This window comes from Enterobacter sp. RHBSTW-00175, from assembly GCF_013927005.1.
Lineage (GTDB): Bacteria > Pseudomonadota > Gammaproteobacteria > Enterobacterales > Enterobacteriaceae > Enterobacter.
Map to the genome: position 1 here is coordinate 2,088,287 of NZ_CP055930.1, position 17,583 is coordinate 2,105,869.

Consider the following 17,583-nt stretch of genomic DNA (forward strand, 5'->3'; position numbering starts at 1 on the left):
AACGCATAAAAAGAAAAACCCCGCCACAAAGGACGGGGTTTTGCAGACTAAAAGAAGCGTGAATTAGTCTTCTTTCGGACCGCGCATCGCACGTTTACGATCGTTCTCGGTCAGGTGACGTTTACGGATACGAATTGACTGTGGAGTCACTTCTACCAGTTCGTCATCATCGATGAATTCCAGAGCTTGCTCCAGGGTCATCTTGACTGGTGGAACCAGGACCGTTGCTTCGTCAGTACCTGACGCACGCATGTTGGTCAGTTTCTTACCGGTCAGGCAGTTTACAGTCAGGTCGTTAGAACGACTGTGAATACCGATGATCTGGCCTTCGTAAACTTCAGCACCGTGACCCAGGAACAGCTTACCGCGGTCCTGCAGGCTGAACAGTGCGAACGCAACCGCTTTACCCTGACCGTTGGAGATCAGAACGCCGTTGTTACGCTGGCCAACTTCGCCTGGACGAACGTCGTCGTAGTGGCTGAAGGTGGAGTACAGCAGACCAGTACCAGAAGTCATGGTCATGAACTCAGAACGGAAGCCGATCAGGCCACGGCTTGGGATCACGTAGTCGAGACGTACGCGGCCTTTGCCATCTGGATTCATGTTTTTCAGGTCGCCTTTACGCTCACCCAGAGCCTGCATTACAGAACCCTGATGCTGCTCTTCAACGTCCAGCGTTACGTTTTCGAACGGCTCTTGTTTACGGCCGTCGATTTCGCGGAAGATTACTTTCGGACGGGAAACCGCCATTTCGAAACCTTCACGACGCATGTTTTCGATAAGAACAGACAGGTGCAGCTCACCACGACCAGAAACACGGAATGCGTCTGCATCCGGAGTTTCTTCAACACGCAGCGCAACGTTGTGCACCAGCTCTTTATTCAGGCGGTCAAGGATCTGACGAGAGGTAACGAACTTACCTTCTTTACCACAGAACGGAGAGGTGTTGACGTTGAAGAACATGGACACGGTTGGTTCATCAACGGACAGAGCTGGCAGCGCTTCGACGCTCTGCGGATCGCAGATGGTGTCAGAGATGTTCAGCTCACCCAGACCGGTGATTGCGATGATGTCGCCAGCTTCAGCAACGTCGCTCTCGATACGCTCAAGACCCAGGTGAGTCAGCACTTTACCGACTTTACCGTTACGGGTTTTGCCTTCGCTATCGATGATAGTAACCTGCTGGTTAGGCTTAACTTTACCGCGCTTGATACGACCAATGCCGATTACGCCAACATAGTTGTTGTAGTCGAGCTGAGAGATCTGCATCTGCAGGGTGCCGTCGAGATCAACGCTTGGTGCAGGAACACGGTCAACAATCGCCTGGTACAGCGGGGTCATGTCTTCAGCCATGTCTTCGTGGTCCAGACCTGCGATACCGTTCAGCGCAGAAGCGTAAACGATAGGGAAGTCCAGCTGCTCGTCGGTCGCATCAAGGTTAACGAACAGGTCAAATACCTGGTCAACAACCCAGTCAGGACGCGCGCCAGGACGGTCAACCTTGTTGATAACAACGATTGGCTTCAGACCATGGGCAAATGCCTTTTTGGTCACGAAGCGCGTCTGCGGCATTGGGCCATCCATTGCGTCAACGACCAGCAGCACGGAGTCTACCATGGACATTACACGTTCAACTTCACCACCGAAGTCGGCGTGCCCTGGGGTATCAACGATGTTGATACGGTAGTCATTCCATTTAATCGCGGTGTTTTTCGCGAGGATGGTAATCCCACGCTCTTTCTCCAAATCGTTGGAGTCCATCACGCGTTCTTGAGTTTCGGCACGAGCATCAAACGTACCGGATTGCTGCAGCAGCTTATCAACCAGGGTAGTTTTACCATGGTCAACGTGCGCGATGATGGCGATGTTACGCAAATTTTCGATCACAACTTTGCCTCAGGCATTTAGAAATAGCGCGTTATTGTACACGGATTAATCGCACTACAAAACAGGATCACAAACATCCCCCGCAAACAAGTATTGCAGAGATGCTTTGTGATCGCTTTCACGGAGCGGTAAAGGGCGCTTTAACGTAAATTGCACCAATATGGTGCTCAATGTTCACCATGGAGCACTATACTGGTGCAACATAACCATCATGGTGCAGCCCTTTTGCACTATGGTGCGCATGATAACGCCTTTTTGGGGTGTTTTAAAAGTTGGCACAGATTTCGCTTTATAAAAAATATGGCAACACAGCCAGTACAAGACAAAAATTGAAGACCTCGTTACCACGACGACAATGACCAATCTGGAGAGTTAAGTATGTCCGCTGAACACGTTTTGACGATGCTGAACGAACATGAAGTGAAGTTTGTTGATCTGCGCTTCACCGATACCAAAGGTAAAGAACAGCACGTCACAATCCCTGCACATCAGGTGAACGCCGAATTCTTTGAAGAAGGCAAAATGTTTGACGGCTCCTCCATTGGTGGCTGGAAAGGCATTAACGAATCAGACATGGTTCTGATGCCGGACGCAACTACTGCGCTCATTGACCCGTTCTTCGAAGAACCTACTCTGATCATCCGTTGCGATATTCTCGAACCAGGCACACTGCAAGGTTACGACCGTGACCCACGCTCCATCGCTAAGCGCGCAGAAGAGTACCTGCGTTCTACCGGTATCGCAGACACCGTTCTGTTCGGGCCAGAGCCAGAATTCTTCCTGTTTGACGACATCCGTTTTGGTGCTTCAATTTCTGGTTCCCACGTTGCTATCGATGACATCGAAGGCGCATGGAACTCCTCCACCAAATATGAAGGTGGTAACAAAGGTCACCGTCCAGGCGTGAAAGGCGGTTACTTCCCGGTTCCTCCGGTCGATTCCTCACAGGACATCCGTTCTACCATGTGTCTGATCATGGAAGAGATGGGCCTGGTTGTTGAAGCTCACCACCACGAAGTGGCAACTGCTGGCCAGAACGAAATCGCAACCCGCTTCAACACCATGACCAAAAAAGCGGATGAGATTCAGATCTACAAATACGTTGTGCACAACGTTGCGCACCGTTTCGGTAAAACCGCGACCTTCATGCCAAAACCAATGTTTGGCGACAACGGTTCCGGTATGCACTGCCACATGTCTCTGTCCAAGAACGGCACCAACCTGTTCTCTGGCGACAAATATGCGGGTCTGTCCGAGCAAGCGCTGTTCTACATCGGTGGTGTTATCAAACACGCTAAAGCGATCAACGCCCTGGCGAACCCAACCACCAACTCCTACAAGCGTCTGGTCCCAGGCTATGAAGCACCAGTAATGCTGGCTTACTCTGCCCGTAACCGTTCTGCTTCTATCCGTATCCCGGTTGTTGCTTCTCCGAAAGCGCGTCGTATCGAAGTTCGCTTCCCGGACCCAGCAGCTAACCCATACCTGTGCTTCGCTGCTCTGCTGATGGCTGGTCTTGACGGTATCAAGAACAAGATCCACCCAGGTGAAGCAATGGACAAAAACCTGTATGACCTGCCGCCAGAAGAAGCGAAAGAGATCCCACAGGTTGCCGGTTCTCTGGAAGAAGCGCTGCAGGCGCTGGACGCTGACCGCGAGTTCCTGACTGCAGGTGGTGTGTTCACTGACGAAGCTATCGACGCATACATCGCTCTGCGTATCGAAGAGAACGACCGTGTGCGTATGACTCCGCACCCAGTTGAATTCGAACTGTACTACAGCGTTTAATTTTTAACGGGTTTCGCGCGACTTTTTACGCGCGACCCCGAAAGCTGTTTTTTTGTTGCCGTGGAAACTTTCAGCCCATCTTCGGATGGGCTTTTTTCTCCACCAACAACCTGATCTCACGCGCTTTTACGCCGAAAAAGCTATACTGCACTAAATTAGTGCACACAACTCCAGGAGACTGCTGAATGGCAACTGGCACGCTGCCCGATGCTGGGCAGATCCTCAATTCCTTAATTAACAGTATCTTGTTGGTCGACGACGAGCTGGCAGTGCATTACGCCAACCCGGCGGCGCAGCAACTGCTTGCCCAGAGCGCACGCAAACTGTTTGGTACACCGCTCCCGGAATTACTGAGCTATTTTTCACTGAATATTGGCCTGATGCAGGAAAGTTTACAGGCCGGTCAGGGGTTCACCGATAACGAAGTGACGCTGGTGATAGACGGACGTTCCCATATTCTTTCGCTGACGGCGCAACGCCTTCCTGAGGGGCTTATTCTGCTCGAGATGGCACCGATGGATAATCAGCGTCGCCTTAGTCAGGAACAGCTCCAGCATGCCCAGCAGATCGCTGCCCGGGATTTGGTGCGTGGCCTGGCCCATGAAATCAAAAACCCACTGGGTGGTTTGCGCGGTGCGGCGCAGCTGCTGACCAAAGCACTCCCCGACCCTGCGCTTGCCGAATACACCAACGTCATCATTGAGCAGGCAGACCGTCTGCGTAATCTGGTCGACAGACTGCTTGGGCCGCAGCAACCGGGAATGCACGTATCAGAAAGCATTCATAAAGTGGCTGAGCGGGTGGTGAAACTCGTGTCGATGGAGTTACCGGAAAACGTCACGCTGGTGCGCGATTACGATCCAAGCCTGCCAGAACTGGCGCACGATCCTGACCAGATTGAACAGGTTCTTCTGAATATCGTGCGTAATGCTCTTCAGGCGCTTGGGCCTGAAGGTGGTGAAATTATTCTGCGCACCCGTACCGCTTTCCAGTTAACGCTGCACGGTGTGCGTTACCGACTTGCGGCAAGAATAGACGTTGAGGATAACGGGCCAGGCATCCCATCGCATCTTCAGGACACATTGTTCTACCCGATGGTTAGTGGCCGCGAAGGCGGTACAGGACTGGGGTTATCCATTGCCCGTAATTTGATTGATCAACACTCTGGCAAAATTGAATTTACCAGTTGGCCGGGTCATACCGAGTTTTCGGTTTACCTGCCAATTAAAAAATAAAGGTGACGTGTATGCAACGAGGGATAGTCTGGGTAGTCGATGACGATAGCTCCATCCGTTGGGTGCTTGAACGCGCACTCACGGGAGCGGGATTAAGCTGCACGACGTTTGAGAGCGGCAGCGACGTGCTTGATGCACTCACCACCAAAACCCCGGATGTTTTGCTGTCAGATATTCGGATGCCTGGCATGGACGGGCTGGCGCTCTTAAAGCAGATCAAACAACGCCACCCAATGCTTCCGGTCATCATAATGACTGCCCACTCCGATCTGGATGCCGCCGTCAGTGCGTACCAGCAAGGGGCATTCGATTATCTGCCAAAACCCTTTGATATCGACGAAGCGGTAGCCCTGGTTGAGCGCGCCATCAGCCACTACCAGGAGCAGCAACAACCCCGCAATGCGCCAGTTTTTGGCCCGACGACGGACATCATCGGCGAAGCGCCTGCCATGCAGGACGTTTTTCGCATTATCGGTCGTTTGTCCCGTTCTTCCATTAGCGTATTGATTAACGGCGAATCGGGAACCGGTAAAGAGCTGGTTGCCCATGCGCTACACCGGCATAGCCCGCGTGCGAAAGCACCGTTTATCGCTCTGAACATGGCGGCGATCCCGAAGGATTTGATTGAGTCAGAACTGTTCGGCCATGAAAAAGGGGCATTTACCGGCGCAAACACTATTCGCCAGGGTCGCTTTGAACAGGCTGACGGCGGGACCCTTTTCCTGGATGAAATCGGCGATATGCCGCTGGATGTTCAGACCCGCCTGCTTCGCGTGCTGGCTGATGGGCAGTTCTACCGTGTGGGGGGTTATGCTCCCGTAAAAGTAGACGTGCGTATTATTGCCGCAACGCACCAGAACCTTGAGCAGCGCGTTCAGGAGGGCAAATTCCGTGAAGACTTATTCCATCGTCTTAACGTGATCCGCGTTCACCTGCCACCGCTGCGCGAGCGTCGCGAGGATATCCCTCGTCTGGCGCGCCACTTCCTCCAGGTTGCCGCGCGTGAGCTGGGTGTGGAGGCCAAATTGCTCCACCCGGAAACCGATGCCGCCCTCACCCGCCTGGCCTGGCCTGGCAACGTGCGTCAGCTTGAAAATACCTGTCGCTGGTTGACGGTCATGGCCGCCGGTCAGGAAGTGCTAATTCAGGATTTACCAGGAGAGCTGTTCGAAGCCACCGCTCCAGAAAGCAGCACCGGACATGCGCTGCCGGACAGCTGGGCGACACTTCTGGCGCAATGGGCGGATCGCGCGCTACGATCCGGTCATCAAAACCTGCTTTCAGAGGCTCAGCCAGAAATGGAACGCACGTTGTTAACCACTGCGCTTCGTCATACTCAGGGCCATAAACAGGAAGCGGCTCGTTTACTGGGATGGGGACGCAATACCCTGACACGTAAGCTGAAAGAGCTGGGAATGGAGTGATTTTTACCGCTGTGTAAAGATTACTAATTGAGCGCAAATTGCCGTTATTTTGCGCTTTACTGTTCCGATGAGTTTTGTATGATCGTGCCCGGAAATTGGGGGGACCATCATGCTGGAATCATTAGTGAATTTGCTCTCGAGCGGAGCAGCCGAAAGCCACACGCCACAAACCGCCGTTGCTGCTGTATTGTGTGCGGCGCTGGTTGGGCTGTTTAGCTAGCGGGCTTGAATGTAAATGCCGGGTGGCGGTGGCGGCTTCGCCTTACCCGGCCTACATTTTGACGCAATTCTGCGCGTATTAAATCACCCGCGAGAACTGTTGCAGACGCGCTTTCTGACGCAAATACGCGTCGAAGCACATGCAGATATTACGAATCAACAAACGCCCTTTCGGCGTAACCTCAATCGCACTCTCCGAAATATCCACCAGCCCATCTTTCGCCAGCGGAGCAAGCAGCTTCAGGTCTTCCGCAAAGTACTCGTTAAATACCAGATCCCACTGCACTTCTGTCGCACTGAAATCGAGGCGGAAATTACAGATAAGCGCCTTAATCACATCACGGCGAATACAGTCATCCCGCGTTAACGCGATACCGCGCCACAGCGCATTACCTGTGTCATCGACCTGCTGGTAGTACTGCTTTAACTCTTTCTGGTTCTGCGCGTAGCAGTCGCCAATCATGCTGATGGCCGAAACGCCCATCCCCAGTAAATCGGTGTCGCCCTGGGTGGTGTAGCCCTGGAAGTTGCGGTGCAGCACACCTTCACGCTGGGCAATCGCCAGCTCATCGTCCGGGCGGGCAAAGTGATCCATACCAATAAACTGATAACCGGTATCGGTCAGCGAAGTGATGGTTTCCTGCAAAATATCCAGCTTCTGCTGGGCAGAAGGCAGATCCGCATCCTTGATTTTGCGCTGCGCGGCGAACAACGTTGGCAGGTGCGCATAGTTAAAGACACTCAGGCGATCGGGATTGAGCTCAGCCACACGCTTCAGCGTAAAGGCGAAGCTCTCTGGCGTCTGTTTTGGCAGACCGTAAATCAGGTCAATGTTGGTCGACGTAAAGCCGATATCACGCGCATGGTTCAGCAAGGCAAAGATAAAGTCTTCATCCTGCTCACGGTTCACCAGACGCTGCACTTCTTTGTTGAAATCCTGCACGCCCATACTCAGGCGGTTAAAACCTTCAGCGCGTAAGTGATCCAGTACATCCAGCTCAATTTCACGTGGATCGACCTCGATCGAAATTTCAGCGTCATCGTTAAAATTGAAGTTACCGCGCAGCAACGCCATCAGTCGGCTGATTTGTGCTTTGTTCAGATAAGTTGGCGTACCGCCACCCCAGTGCAACTGGCTGACGTGGCGTCCGGCAAAGAGCGGCGCACGATGCAGGATTTCCTGTTCAAGTGCATCCAGATATTGATCGGCCTTGTGCTGCTGGCGGGTAACAATTTTATTGCAGCCACAGAAGTAGCAGAGCTTATGGCAGAACGGAATATGGACGTAGAGCGAAAGCGGGCGCTCAGGATAGCGGGCAACAGCCTGAAGAAATTCAGGCTCACCGAATGTATCGGTGAACTCCAGCGCGGTTGGGTATGACGTATAGCGTGGCCCGGAATAGTTATATTTCTGGATTAGGGCCAAATCCCAGTCGATAGATGGTACAGACATACTCACTCCTTCCGTTGGTGTCGCGTTCGTATACGGCGGCCCGTTCTGGCCCCATTGCGGGCCATCATTCGGGTGCGCAGCCACTTATGTCGCCGCGACAACCGCCGTAGTTTAACGAATAACCACACCAGATAACATATAACCGGAAGGGTTATAAGCAGGACTGTCGTACCTGCCGGGTGCAAATGTTAGTTTCCACCCTTCAGAAGACGCATCATATCTTCCTGCTTCTCTTCTTCTTCTTCGTCATCTTCATCGTCGTAAGACAGACCAAGTTTCTGCATTAGCTCATCGATACGATCCAGTTTGGCATCAACCCACGACTGTTCTTCAGCGGTCAGGGCCTCTCCCTCTTCAAGACGTTCCAGCAGCGCGTCCAGGCGCTCATCATTCTCCAGCATATCCAGCTCAGCCTGCGGTGAAAGCATAGGTTTCTCGCTCTTTGGTTTGTGCTGCTTAGTGACCGGGGTGTCTGTCACGCCCAGTTGAATGGGAGTTTTACTGCCGATACGCGGATCTTTCTGCTGCTTGTTTTTCGCAGAAGAGGACGATTCACCGCTACCGTTCGCACGGCTGCCCGCAGCATGACCACGATGCTTTTTATCGCGTTTACGATCGCGCGCTTCCTGGTTCAGTTCTTCGCGCGTTTTGCGGCGTGCTTTTGCAGGGCGTTTTGCGCCCGCTACGGAGGTCGGTTTTTTCATGATGTTTTATCTTTAAGTCGTTTTCTTCAGTATAGAATTGCGGCGAAATCTAGCAGAAAGCAAGCAAAGAAAAAAGGCGACAGAGCAATCTGTCGCCTTTTTTCCTGACTCACAACCCTTAACGGGTCAGACATTCCTTGTTTGCCTACAACGAACCCTGTTTTATCCTTTGGCAGATACCGTCCGTGATACGGTTCCCTTTCCTGTTTTAAACGCCTCCAGGCGCTTGTCATCCTGACAATCCTGAGTCTTCGCCTCCTGGCGCTCCTGACCCTTATCCTTAAGTCGTTATCCTGTTGGCATCCTCGCCTTGCCGCACACTTTACCTTGTTCCATTAAACTAACAAGCAACAGAAAGGTACAAAAGTGGATTTTAAGAAAATTACCCATAATTAACTTTATGATTTTAAATGGTTTGTGTTTTTTAACACCTGCGATTTCTCTGAGATCTCCCATAGCATCTATGGCAGATCTCCTACACCGTCTGCGGTTATGGCCTACAGGGTTATTACGATGAGAAAAGCCTTTTGCCCGCATTCAGGTATAATCCCCCACAGATTACGATTTCTGGAGACGACCACGTGACTACCTGGAACTACCAACAGACGCATTTTGTTACCAGTGCGCCTGATATTCGCCACTTACCTTCTGATACAGGGATTGAAGTTGCATTTGCTGGCCGCTCCAATGCGGGGAAATCCAGCGCCCTGAATGCGCTGACCAATCAGAAAAGCCTGGCGCGTACGTCAAAAACGCCTGGCCGTACTCAGTTGATCAACCTGTTTGAAGTGGCTGACGGTAAACGTCTGGTCGACTTGCCAGGCTATGGTTACGCGCAAGTACCGGAAGAGATGAAGATCAAATGGCAACGTGCGCTGGGTGAATACCTGGAAAAACGCCTGTGTCTTAAAGGTCTTGTGGTTCTGATGGATATTCGCCATCCATTGAAAGACCTCGATCAGCAAATGATCGACTGGGCCGTGGCGAGTGATATTGCGGTGCTCGTGCTGCTGACGAAAGCCGATAAACTGGCGAGCGGCGCACGTAAAGCACAAGTGAATATGGTTCGCGAAGCGGTACTGGCGTTTAATGGCGATGTGCAGGTTGAGCCATTCTCCTCGCTGAAAAAGCAAGGTGTCGACAAACTGCGTCAGAAGCTTGATAGCTGGTTCAACGAGCTGGAGCCCGCGACAGAAGCGGAAGAAGAGTAATAACGCGCGCGGCAATGACCGCGCTTTTTTTTGCCCGCAATTTTCTTTGGCACAATAAAAAACGCCCCAGTCATTACTGACTGGGGCGGCTAAAATATTCAGCCAAATCCGATTACGTGAAGTAAAAGGTCTGAAAGATAGAACATCTTACCTCTGTACCCTACGTCGTTAACTCTACTCTTTTTTTATCGATCGAAAAAGCACTTTTCGTAGTTTTTTTTCATTCTTTACATAGGGAATTCTAATGATCATCACAAAACGCACCTGGTTATGTTGCTAAGTTACATAAAAAGCACGTTATTCGCCTGACCCTTAGTGAGCTTGATCCCAGTTTTCCCCACTGCCCACTTCCACCAGCAATGGCACATCCAGTTTCATGCTGCTTTCCATCAGTTCGTGGATCTTTTTCGACACAGCAGCCAGGTCATCTTTATGCACTTCGAACACCAGTTCATCGTGCACCTGCATGATCATGCGCACACGCGGTTTCTCGTGTTCCAGCCAGGCATCAACGGCAATCATTGCACGTTTAATGATGTCAGCTGCGGTACCTTGCATCGGGGCATTGATCGCTGCACGCTCTGCGCCGGCACGGCGAGCTGCATTGCTGGATTTAATGTCCGGCAGATAAAGACGACGGCCCTCCAGAGTTTCAACGTAGCCTTTCTCTTTTGCCTGGGCGCGAGTACGCTCCATATAGTCCAGCACACCCGGGTAACGCTCGAAGTAGAGATCCATATACTTCTGCGACTCTTTACGCGGAATGTTGAGCTGACGCGAAAGCCCGAATGCGCTCATGCCATAAATCAGACCGAAGTTGATCGCTTTTGCACTACGGCGCTGCTCGTTGGTCACGCTTTCTAGCGGCAGGCCAAACACCTCTGCTGCGGTAGCGCGGTGAATATCCTTCCCTTCGGCAAATGCAGTCAGCAAACCTTTATCACGCGACAGATGCGCCATAATACGCAGTTCAATTTGCGAGTAGTCCGCAGAGACAATCAGGTAATCATCCGGGGCAATAAACGCCTGGCGAATACGACGCCCCTCTTCATTACGAACCGGGATGTTTTGCAGGTTTGGATCGGTCGATGAAAGTCGCCCGGTCGCAGCAACCGCCTGATGATAGGAGGTATGCACACGCCCTGTTTTCGGGTTAATCATCAATGGTAGCTTATCGGTATAGGTCGATTTAAGCTTCGCAAGCCCACGATATTCGAGGATCACTTTTGGCAGCGGATAATCCAGCGCCAACTCCTCAAGCACTTCTTCAGAGGTCGATGGTGCGCCACCTGGGGTTTTCTTCAATGGCTTGATGCCCTGTTTTTCAAACAGGATAGTTTGCAGCTGTTTCGGCGATGACAGGTTAAACGCCTCGCCGGCAAGCTCATGCGCTTTTTGCTCAAGCTCGGTAAGACGTTGCGCCAGCTCACCCGAGTGGTTATGCAGCACCGTTGGGTCGATTTTCACGCCGTTGCGTTCAATACGGGACAGCACCGGCACCAGCGGCATTTCGATATGCTGGAATACGCTCAGCGGGCCTTCGTTCTTCTGAAGCTTTGGCCACATCTTCAGATGCAGTTGCAGCGTTACGTCGGCATCTTCTGCCGCATAGCGGCCTGCTTCTTCCAGCGCAATCTGGTTAAAGGTCAGCTGGTTTTTACCCTTACCGGCAATCTCTTCAAAGGTAATGGTTTTGTGCTTCAGCCAGCGATCGGACAAGGAGTCCATATCGTGACGGCCTGCAACGCTGTCCAGAATGTAGGATTCCAGCATGGTGTCGAAGGCAATACCGCGCAGCTCAATACCGTAGTTTTGCAGGATGCCACGGTCATATTTAAGGTTTTGCCCCACCTTAAGGACTTTGTCGTCTTCAAGAAGAGGTTTGAGCAATTCCAGCACGCGCTCGCGAGGAATTTGATCCGGTGCGTCCAGGTAGTCATGCGCCACAGGGACATATGCAGCCAGGCCCGGCTCCGTTGCAAACGAGAGGCCAACCATATTGGCGGAGATGTTGTCGAGGCTGTCCGTCTCAGTATCGAACGCGAAGACCGGTGCCTTCTTCAGCTTTTCAATCCACGCAATTAACTGCGCTTCTTCAAGCAGGGTTTCATAGTGTTCAGAAGACAGGGCGCTCACCGGCTCTTCTTCTACTTCAACCTCAACTTCGAGGGTTTCTTTTGGTTTTGCCGCAGGTTTAGCACCCTTCGCCTGCATCCATTTGCCTGCTTCGACGTCTGTCGTCCAGCGTTTGAATTCGTATTTTTTAAACAGACTCAGCAGATCGTCCGCTGACGGTTGCTGCACTTCAAGTTGCTCGCAACCCAGCTCCAGCTCAACGTCAGTTTTGATGGTTGCCAGTTTATAAGAGAGGTAAGCCAGATCTTTATTTTGCTCAAGCTTAGCCGCCATCGTCTTCGCGCCGCGGAATGTCAGGCTCGCGATTTTATCTGATTCGCCGTAAAGCGTATCCAGCCCGCCAAGCCCCTGCAACAACGCCTGAGCCGTCTTTTCACCCACACCCGGTACGCCCGGAATGTTATCGGAGGAGTCGCCCATTAAGGCAAGGAAATCGATGATCAGTTCGGGCGGCACACCGTATTTGGTGACAACTTCTTCTGGCCCCAGAATGGTGTTCGTCATGGTGTTAATCAGGGTGATCCCTGGCGTCACCAGCTGCGCCATATCTTTATCGCCGGTGCTGATAAGCACGGGACGGCCCAGTTTTTCGGCTTCACGGGCCAGCGTGCCGATTACGTCATCAGCCTCTACCCCGGACACCGCCAGCAGCGGCAGACCCATCGCTTTCACCATCGTGTGCAGCGGTTCTATTTGTGCGCGCAGATCGTCAGGCATTGGCGGACGATGAGACTTGTAGTCTTCGAATAATTCATCACGGAAGGTTTTGCCCTTCGCATCAAAAACAACGGCCGCATGGGTCGGTTGATACTGAAGGATCAGGCTGCGCAGCATGTTTAACACGCCATACATCGCGCCGGTAGGCTCTCCTGCGCTATTGGTCAGAGGAGGAAACGCATGATACGCCCGATACAGGTAAGAAGAGCCGTCGACGAGAATAAGAGGGTTTTCTGGGATCTGAACCATAATGTCCGTGCCTTTAATCAATTTATGGGTAAAGGATGCCACAGAAGGATGAAAACATCAGTTTTTAGCGCCGATAACAGGAAAAGATTTTGCGATCGTGAGGATCGCTCGCAAATTTCAATCTGTGGATAAGTTTGTGCATATTTTTGCTTCATATGAATAACAGCCATGAAAATTATATACCACATTCTATTTTTATATTTAATATCAGTTAGTTGATTATTGATCCGGGATCTCTTTCGTCAACTGATGACAATTTACTCCATGTGGATATAAGACTTGCCATTCCCACCATCATAGTGGAATCGTCTGCTGCTGAGTAAAAGCCTCAGGCTCGCGGTATGAAAGCGCCATTATTGTGTCTGTTTTCTGGTAAAATCAGCGCCCAGCGCCGGAAACCGGCCGCACCTTATAGATAACTATCTGAAAATGCTCATTATGTTGAGATTACTTGCTGCGATAACATTACTGTTAAGCATCATTTTAACTATTCTGGTTACCATCGCCTGTTCGGTGCCGATTATTGTCACCGGAATAATTAAACTGCTGTTGCCTGTTCCCGCAGTCTGGCGCGCGGTTTCTACATTTTGTAATTTTATGATGTACTGCTGGTGCGAAGGTTTGGCCATACTGCTTTACCTGAATCCCCGCCTGAAGTGGGATGTTGAAGGTCTGGACAGACTGAACAAAAAGAACTGGTATTTGCTTATCTGCAATCACCATAGCTGGGCAGATATCGTGATTTTATGCGTGTTGTTCCGCAAACATATCCCAATGAACAAATACTTCCTGAAACAGCAGCTAGCCTGGGTTCCTTTTATTGGTCTGGCCTGTTGGGCGCTGGATATGCCGTTTATGAAGCGCTATTCGCGCAGCTATCTGATCCGCCATCCAGAACGCCGCGGTAAAGATGTAGAAACCACGCGCAGCTCATGCGAAAAGTTTCGGGCGCATCCGACGACCATCGTTAACTTTGTTGAAGGCTCGCGTTTTACTGAAGAAAAACGCCAGCAAACGCGCTCACCTTATCAGAACTTATTACCACCGAAGGCCGCAGGAATTGCGATGGCGCTTAACGTATTAGGGGAACAGTTCGATAAGCTGCTTAACGTCACCTTATGCTATCCGGAAAACGATAAGACGCCATTCTACGATATGCTCAGCGGCAAATTAACGCGGATTGTGGTGCGGGTCGATCTGGTGCCTGTGGATGCAGAGCTGCACGGTGATTACGTTAACGATAAGAATTTCAAACGTCGTTTCCAGCTTTGGCTCAATACACTCTGGAAAGATAAAGACGAGCAGATAAACAGCATAAAATCTTCATATAAAAACGCCGGTCACTGACCGGCGTTTTTTTCTTACTTCTTCTCAACCAGATATTTCACGGTATCGGCATACTGTTGTACGAAGATATCCATGCTGCTGGTATCCATGCCCTGCATGTTCAGCTGGTATTTGCCGTTAACATACATCGCCGGAACCCCCTGCAATTGCAGGTCGGCTGCCGCTTTCTCTTGCTGAGCAACCAGAGATTTCACCACGAAGCTGTTCCAGGCCGCGTCATAATCTTCGCCCTTCACACCCGCATCAACGAATACTTTACGGATATCAGCTGTCGTTTGCACAGTCTGGGTTTTCTGCACAGCTTCAAACATTGGGGAGGTGATCTTGTCTTCCACACCCAGGGCAATGGCAACCGCCCACGCCTGAGTCAGGTCTTTGCCCAATGGGCCCAGGAACTCAACGTGGTACTTGGTCATTTTGGTGCCTTCCGGCAGCTTTTTCTTCACGTTGTCAGAAACATGCAGCACCTGCTCAAACTCATAGCAGTGCGGGCAATAGAACGAAAAGAACTCCAGAACCTGTGGCTCACCCGCTACTGGCTTCTCGAGCGTGATGAACTGCTTGCCGTCAGTAAACTGAGCAGCAGAAGCGCTAAATGCCAGAATCATACCTGCCAGCGCCAGCCAAATTTTTTTCATGATCAACTTTCTCCTGGGTGTGTCCAATTAATACATCGGCGTTAATTGCAGAGGGGGTTCCTGAAGAACCTTAACCTGCTCGGTAAATGTGGATATCTGGTTGCGCCAGTAATCCTCCCCGGTAAGCCACGGGAAATTTCGGGGAAATGCGGGGTCATCCCAACGCCTGATTAACCATGCGAGATAATAAACAAAACGCATCGCACGTAAAGGTTCAATCAGGGCAATTTCGTCTGAATTAAAGGGACTAAACTCTTCATAAGCTTCAATGATGGTTTCAAGCTGCATACGCTGCTCGGCTTTGTCCCCATTGAGCAGCATCCACAGATCCTGAACGGCTGGCCCCATTCGGGCATCGTCCAGGTCAACAAACAGTGGGCCATCACGCCAGAGAATATTACCGGCATGGCAATCCCCATGCAGACGAAGCACTGGAATATCGTCGCGCCAGCATGACTTCACCGCATCGATTAGTTTATCCGTCGCAGCGAGGAAATTATCTTTCAGCATTGCCGGGATAAGTGCTGACGATTCGAATACCTGACGTGGCTCCTGAAGATATTCCTGAATGCCCATGGTCGGGCGAGCAATAAACGGTTTTTTACGGCCAGTCTGATGGATTCGCCCAAGATAACGCGCAACCCATTCCATTTGATCGATATTGTCGGCTTCGAACTGGCGGCCACCCAGGTTGGGAAATACAGCAAAGTAGAATCCCTGGTGAGTGAGCAACGTCTGGTTATTGAATTTCAGCGGCGCGGCAACAGGGACATCGTCCTCCAGCAGATCGTGGGCAAACTGATGTTCTTCCTGGATTTGCTCCGCGGACCAGCGCTCGGGGCGATAAAATTTAACGACAAAACGCTGCCGATCCTCGTCCTGAAATTGATAGACGCGGTTTTCGTAGCTATTTAAGGGAGTTAACCCGGAATCCACCCGAATACCCTGCTCAAAAAGGGCATCCATAATGGTATCCGGGTGCAATGTCTGGAAAGTAAAAGCCTGGTCGTTCATCCGATCATCCGGAAAATATACGAATGATTCAGGATATCATCTTGTGGCGATTTCGGAGTCGCCGCTTACAAGCTTTTACTCTTTAATTACGCCACGTGCGCGCAGTAATGCGGTTTTAAAATCTTCCTCATAATCTTTCTGAATACCCGGAATAACAGCATCTTTTGCAGAGTCGCGCATTTTAAGGTGATAGATCAGGATGTCATCAGAAAGGTCTGTCAATTCACCGTCATAACCTGACTCTTTCGCCAGTTTCTGCAAAAATTGCATCAGGTTCAGCTCTGGCTCTTTTTGCCAGGCCGGCTGGAGGAGTTCAATAACTTCATTCAGACGTTTACATTTCATGGTGGTGCTCCTTTCATTTAGAAAGACACGTTAGCAGGGTCAATCCCACAATAAAAGAGGCGATATTCGTGAATCGATATCAGGAAATTACCGGTGTCGTTCTGGCAGGCGGAAGAGCAACGCGTATGGGAGGGAAAGATAAGGGGCTTGAGGAGCTAAACGGTAAGCCCTTATGGAAACATGTCGCCGACACTCTGTCAGGCCAGGTCGCATCAATCGCCATTAGCGCTAACCGCAATATCGATATTTATGAGCGTAGCGGATTTGCAATCTATCAGGATAAGCTTGCTGATTACCCGGGTCCTTTGGCTGGAATGCTCTCGGTGATGCAGCAATCTCAGGGGGAGTGGTTTCTTTTTTGCTCGTGTGATACGCCTTTTATTCCGTCTTGCCTTGTTGAGCGCATGGCGATGCAACGAGGCGTATCACCCGTTGTCTGGGTACATGATGGTGAACGGGATCATCCAACAATTGCATTAATTAACAAAGCGTTAGTCCATGACCTGCAAACTTATCTTGCGGCGGGTGAAAGGCGAGTGATGGTATTTATGCGCCAGTCTGGCGGGCATTCTGTTGATTTTAGCGATTTGAAGTCGGCGTTTATCAATGTGAACACAACGGAAGATCTTCAGCTGATGCAGGTGAAACGATGACACCGATTTTGGCCATTTCAGCCTGGAGTGGAACAGGTAAAACCACACTCCTGAAAAAACTGATACCTGCCCTTTGCGATAAAGGGATCCGCCCGGGGTTAATCAAACATACTCATCACAATATGGACGTAGATAAACCCGGTAAAGACAGTTACGAACTTCGCAAAGCAGGCGCAGCGCAGACGATGGTGGCAAGTACCCAGCGCTGGGCATTAATGACTGAAACGCCTGATGAGGCACCGCTGGATCTCGCTTATCTGGTCAGCCGGATGGATCATTCGTTGCTGGATTTGGTCCTGGTGGAAGGATTTAAACATGAAGCAGTACCGAAAATACTGCTTTTCAGACGCGATGCGGGGCACGATATCGCTGAATTAACGCTGGATGAACATGTTATTGCGGTGGCCAGCGATATAGGGTTAGACCTGCCAGTACCGGTTCTTGATTTGAATGATGTGGACGGGATTGCAGAGTTTATTATGACGTGGAGCGCGGCCTGACTTCGCCTTACCCTGCCTATAAAAACCTGTGGTTCAGAAACGCAAAAAGGCCATCCTTGCGGA

15 protein-coding genes are annotated in these 17,583 nt (G+C 51.0%); 8 read left to right on the plus strand and 7 right to left on the minus strand.

Annotation, left to right across the window (positions count from 1 at the left end; translation table 11 throughout):
* Nucleotides 1–63: 63 nt before the first annotated feature.
* Nucleotides 64–1,887 carry a ribosome-dependent GTPase TypA gene (gene typA, locus HV107_RS09855; protein WP_182063038.1) on the minus strand — a complete coding sequence of 608 codons (1,824 nt, stop codon included), beginning with the start codon at nt 1,885–1,887 and terminating at the stop codon, nt 64–66.
* A gap of 378 nt (nt 1,888–2,265) precedes the next feature.
* Between typA and glnA the strand changes: the two genes are divergently transcribed.
* The 4 genes from glnA to HV107_RS09875 all read left to right on the plus strand — a co-directional run bounded on the left by glnA (nt 2,266) and on the right by HV107_RS09875 (nt 6,554).
* Entirely contained in the window at nt 2,266–3,675 is a 1,410-nt protein-coding gene (glnA, locus tag HV107_RS09860; protein WP_182063039.1) for a glutamate--ammonia ligase, read from the plus strand.
* 185 nt (nt 3,676–3,860) lie between these two features.
* Nucleotides 3,861–4,910, plus strand: coding sequence for a nitrogen regulation protein NR(II) (glnL, locus tag HV107_RS09865; protein WP_182063040.1), 1,050 nt, complete (start codon nt 3,861–3,863; stop codon nt 4,908–4,910).
* An 11-nt stretch (nt 4,911–4,921) separates the two neighbouring features.
* Nucleotides 4,922–6,334, plus strand: a complete 1,413-nt coding sequence (gene glnG / locus HV107_RS09870; protein ID WP_182063041.1) for a nitrogen regulation protein NR(I) — start codon at nt 4,922–4,924, stop codon at nt 6,332–6,334.
* 109 nt (nt 6,335–6,443) lie between these two features.
* A complete protein-coding gene (locus HV107_RS09875) occupies nt 6,444–6,554 on the plus strand; it encodes a YshB family small membrane protein (RefSeq protein WP_125358805.1) in 111 nt (36 codons plus the stop codon).
* A 78-nt stretch (nt 6,555–6,632) separates the two neighbouring features.
* On the opposite strand, the gene hemN is transcribed toward HV107_RS09875, so the two are convergent.
* Together hemN and yihI are read right to left on the minus strand one after the other, a co-directional pair.
* Entirely contained in the window at nt 6,633–8,006 is a 1,374-nt protein-coding gene (hemN, locus tag HV107_RS09880) for an oxygen-independent coproporphyrinogen III oxidase (protein ID WP_182063042.1), read from the minus strand.
* 188 nt (nt 8,007–8,194) lie between these two features.
* Nucleotides 8,195–8,710, minus strand: a complete 516-nt coding sequence (gene yihI, locus HV107_RS09885; RefSeq protein WP_182063043.1) for a Der GTPase-activating protein YihI — start codon at nt 8,708–8,710, stop codon at nt 8,195–8,197.
* 581 nt (nt 8,711–9,291) lie between these two features.
* Between yihI and yihA the strand changes: the two genes are divergently transcribed.
* Nucleotides 9,292–9,921 carry a ribosome biogenesis GTP-binding protein YihA/YsxC gene (gene yihA, locus HV107_RS09890; RefSeq protein WP_182063044.1) on the plus strand — a complete coding sequence of 210 codons (630 nt, stop codon included), beginning with the start codon at nt 9,292–9,294 and terminating at the stop codon, nt 9,919–9,921.
* Nucleotides 9,922–10,233: 312 nt separating this feature from the next.
* Here yihA and polA read toward each other — a convergent pair whose 3' ends face one another.
* On the minus strand, nt 10,234–13,023 hold the full coding sequence (gene polA / locus HV107_RS09895) for a DNA polymerase I (RefSeq protein WP_182063045.1): 2,790 nt from the start codon (nt 13,021–13,023) through the stop codon (nt 10,234–10,236).
* Nucleotides 13,024–13,461: 438 nt separating this feature from the next.
* On the opposite strand from polA, the gene HV107_RS09900 reads away from it, so the two are divergent.
* Nucleotides 13,462–14,370 carry an acyltransferase gene (locus tag HV107_RS09900; RefSeq protein WP_182063046.1) on the plus strand — a complete coding sequence of 303 codons (909 nt, stop codon included), beginning with the start codon at nt 13,462–13,464 and terminating at the stop codon, nt 14,368–14,370.
* A gap of 14 nt (nt 14,371–14,384) precedes the next feature.
* Here HV107_RS09900 and dsbA read toward each other — a convergent pair whose 3' ends face one another.
* The 3 genes from dsbA to HV107_RS09915 all read right to left on the minus strand — a co-directional run bounded on the left by dsbA (nt 14,385) and on the right by HV107_RS09915 (nt 16,367).
* Nucleotides 14,385–15,008 carry a thiol:disulfide interchange protein DsbA gene (dsbA, locus tag HV107_RS09905; RefSeq protein ID WP_182063047.1) on the minus strand — a complete coding sequence of 208 codons (624 nt, stop codon included), beginning with the start codon at nt 15,006–15,008 and terminating at the stop codon, nt 14,385–14,387.
* 27 nt (nt 15,009–15,035) lie between these two features.
* Nucleotides 15,036–16,022 (minus strand): serine/threonine protein kinase, encoded by a 987-nt coding sequence (locus tag HV107_RS09910; protein WP_182063048.1) that lies wholly within the window; start codon nt 16,020–16,022, stop codon nt 15,036–15,038.
* A 75-nt stretch (nt 16,023–16,097) separates the two neighbouring features.
* Entirely contained in the window at nt 16,098–16,367 is a 270-nt protein-coding gene (locus HV107_RS09915) for a YihD family protein (protein WP_014072418.1), read from the minus strand.
* 68 nt (nt 16,368–16,435) lie between these two features.
* Here HV107_RS09915 and mobA point away from each other — a divergent pair, with 68 nt between their 5' ends.
* The gene (mobA, locus tag HV107_RS09920) at nt 16,436–17,020 is read left to right on the plus strand and encodes a molybdenum cofactor guanylyltransferase MobA (protein ID WP_182063049.1); all 585 of its coding nucleotides are present in this window, start codon (nt 16,436–16,438) and stop codon (nt 17,018–17,020) included.
* Complete coding sequence (mobB, locus tag HV107_RS09925) at nt 17,017–17,520, plus strand: molybdopterin-guanine dinucleotide biosynthesis protein MobB (RefSeq protein ID WP_182063050.1); 504 nt, start codon at nt 17,017–17,019, stop codon at nt 17,518–17,520. The genes mobA and mobB overlap by 4 nt, the downstream gene beginning before the upstream one ends.
* Nucleotides 17,521–17,583 lie beyond the last annotated feature (63 nt).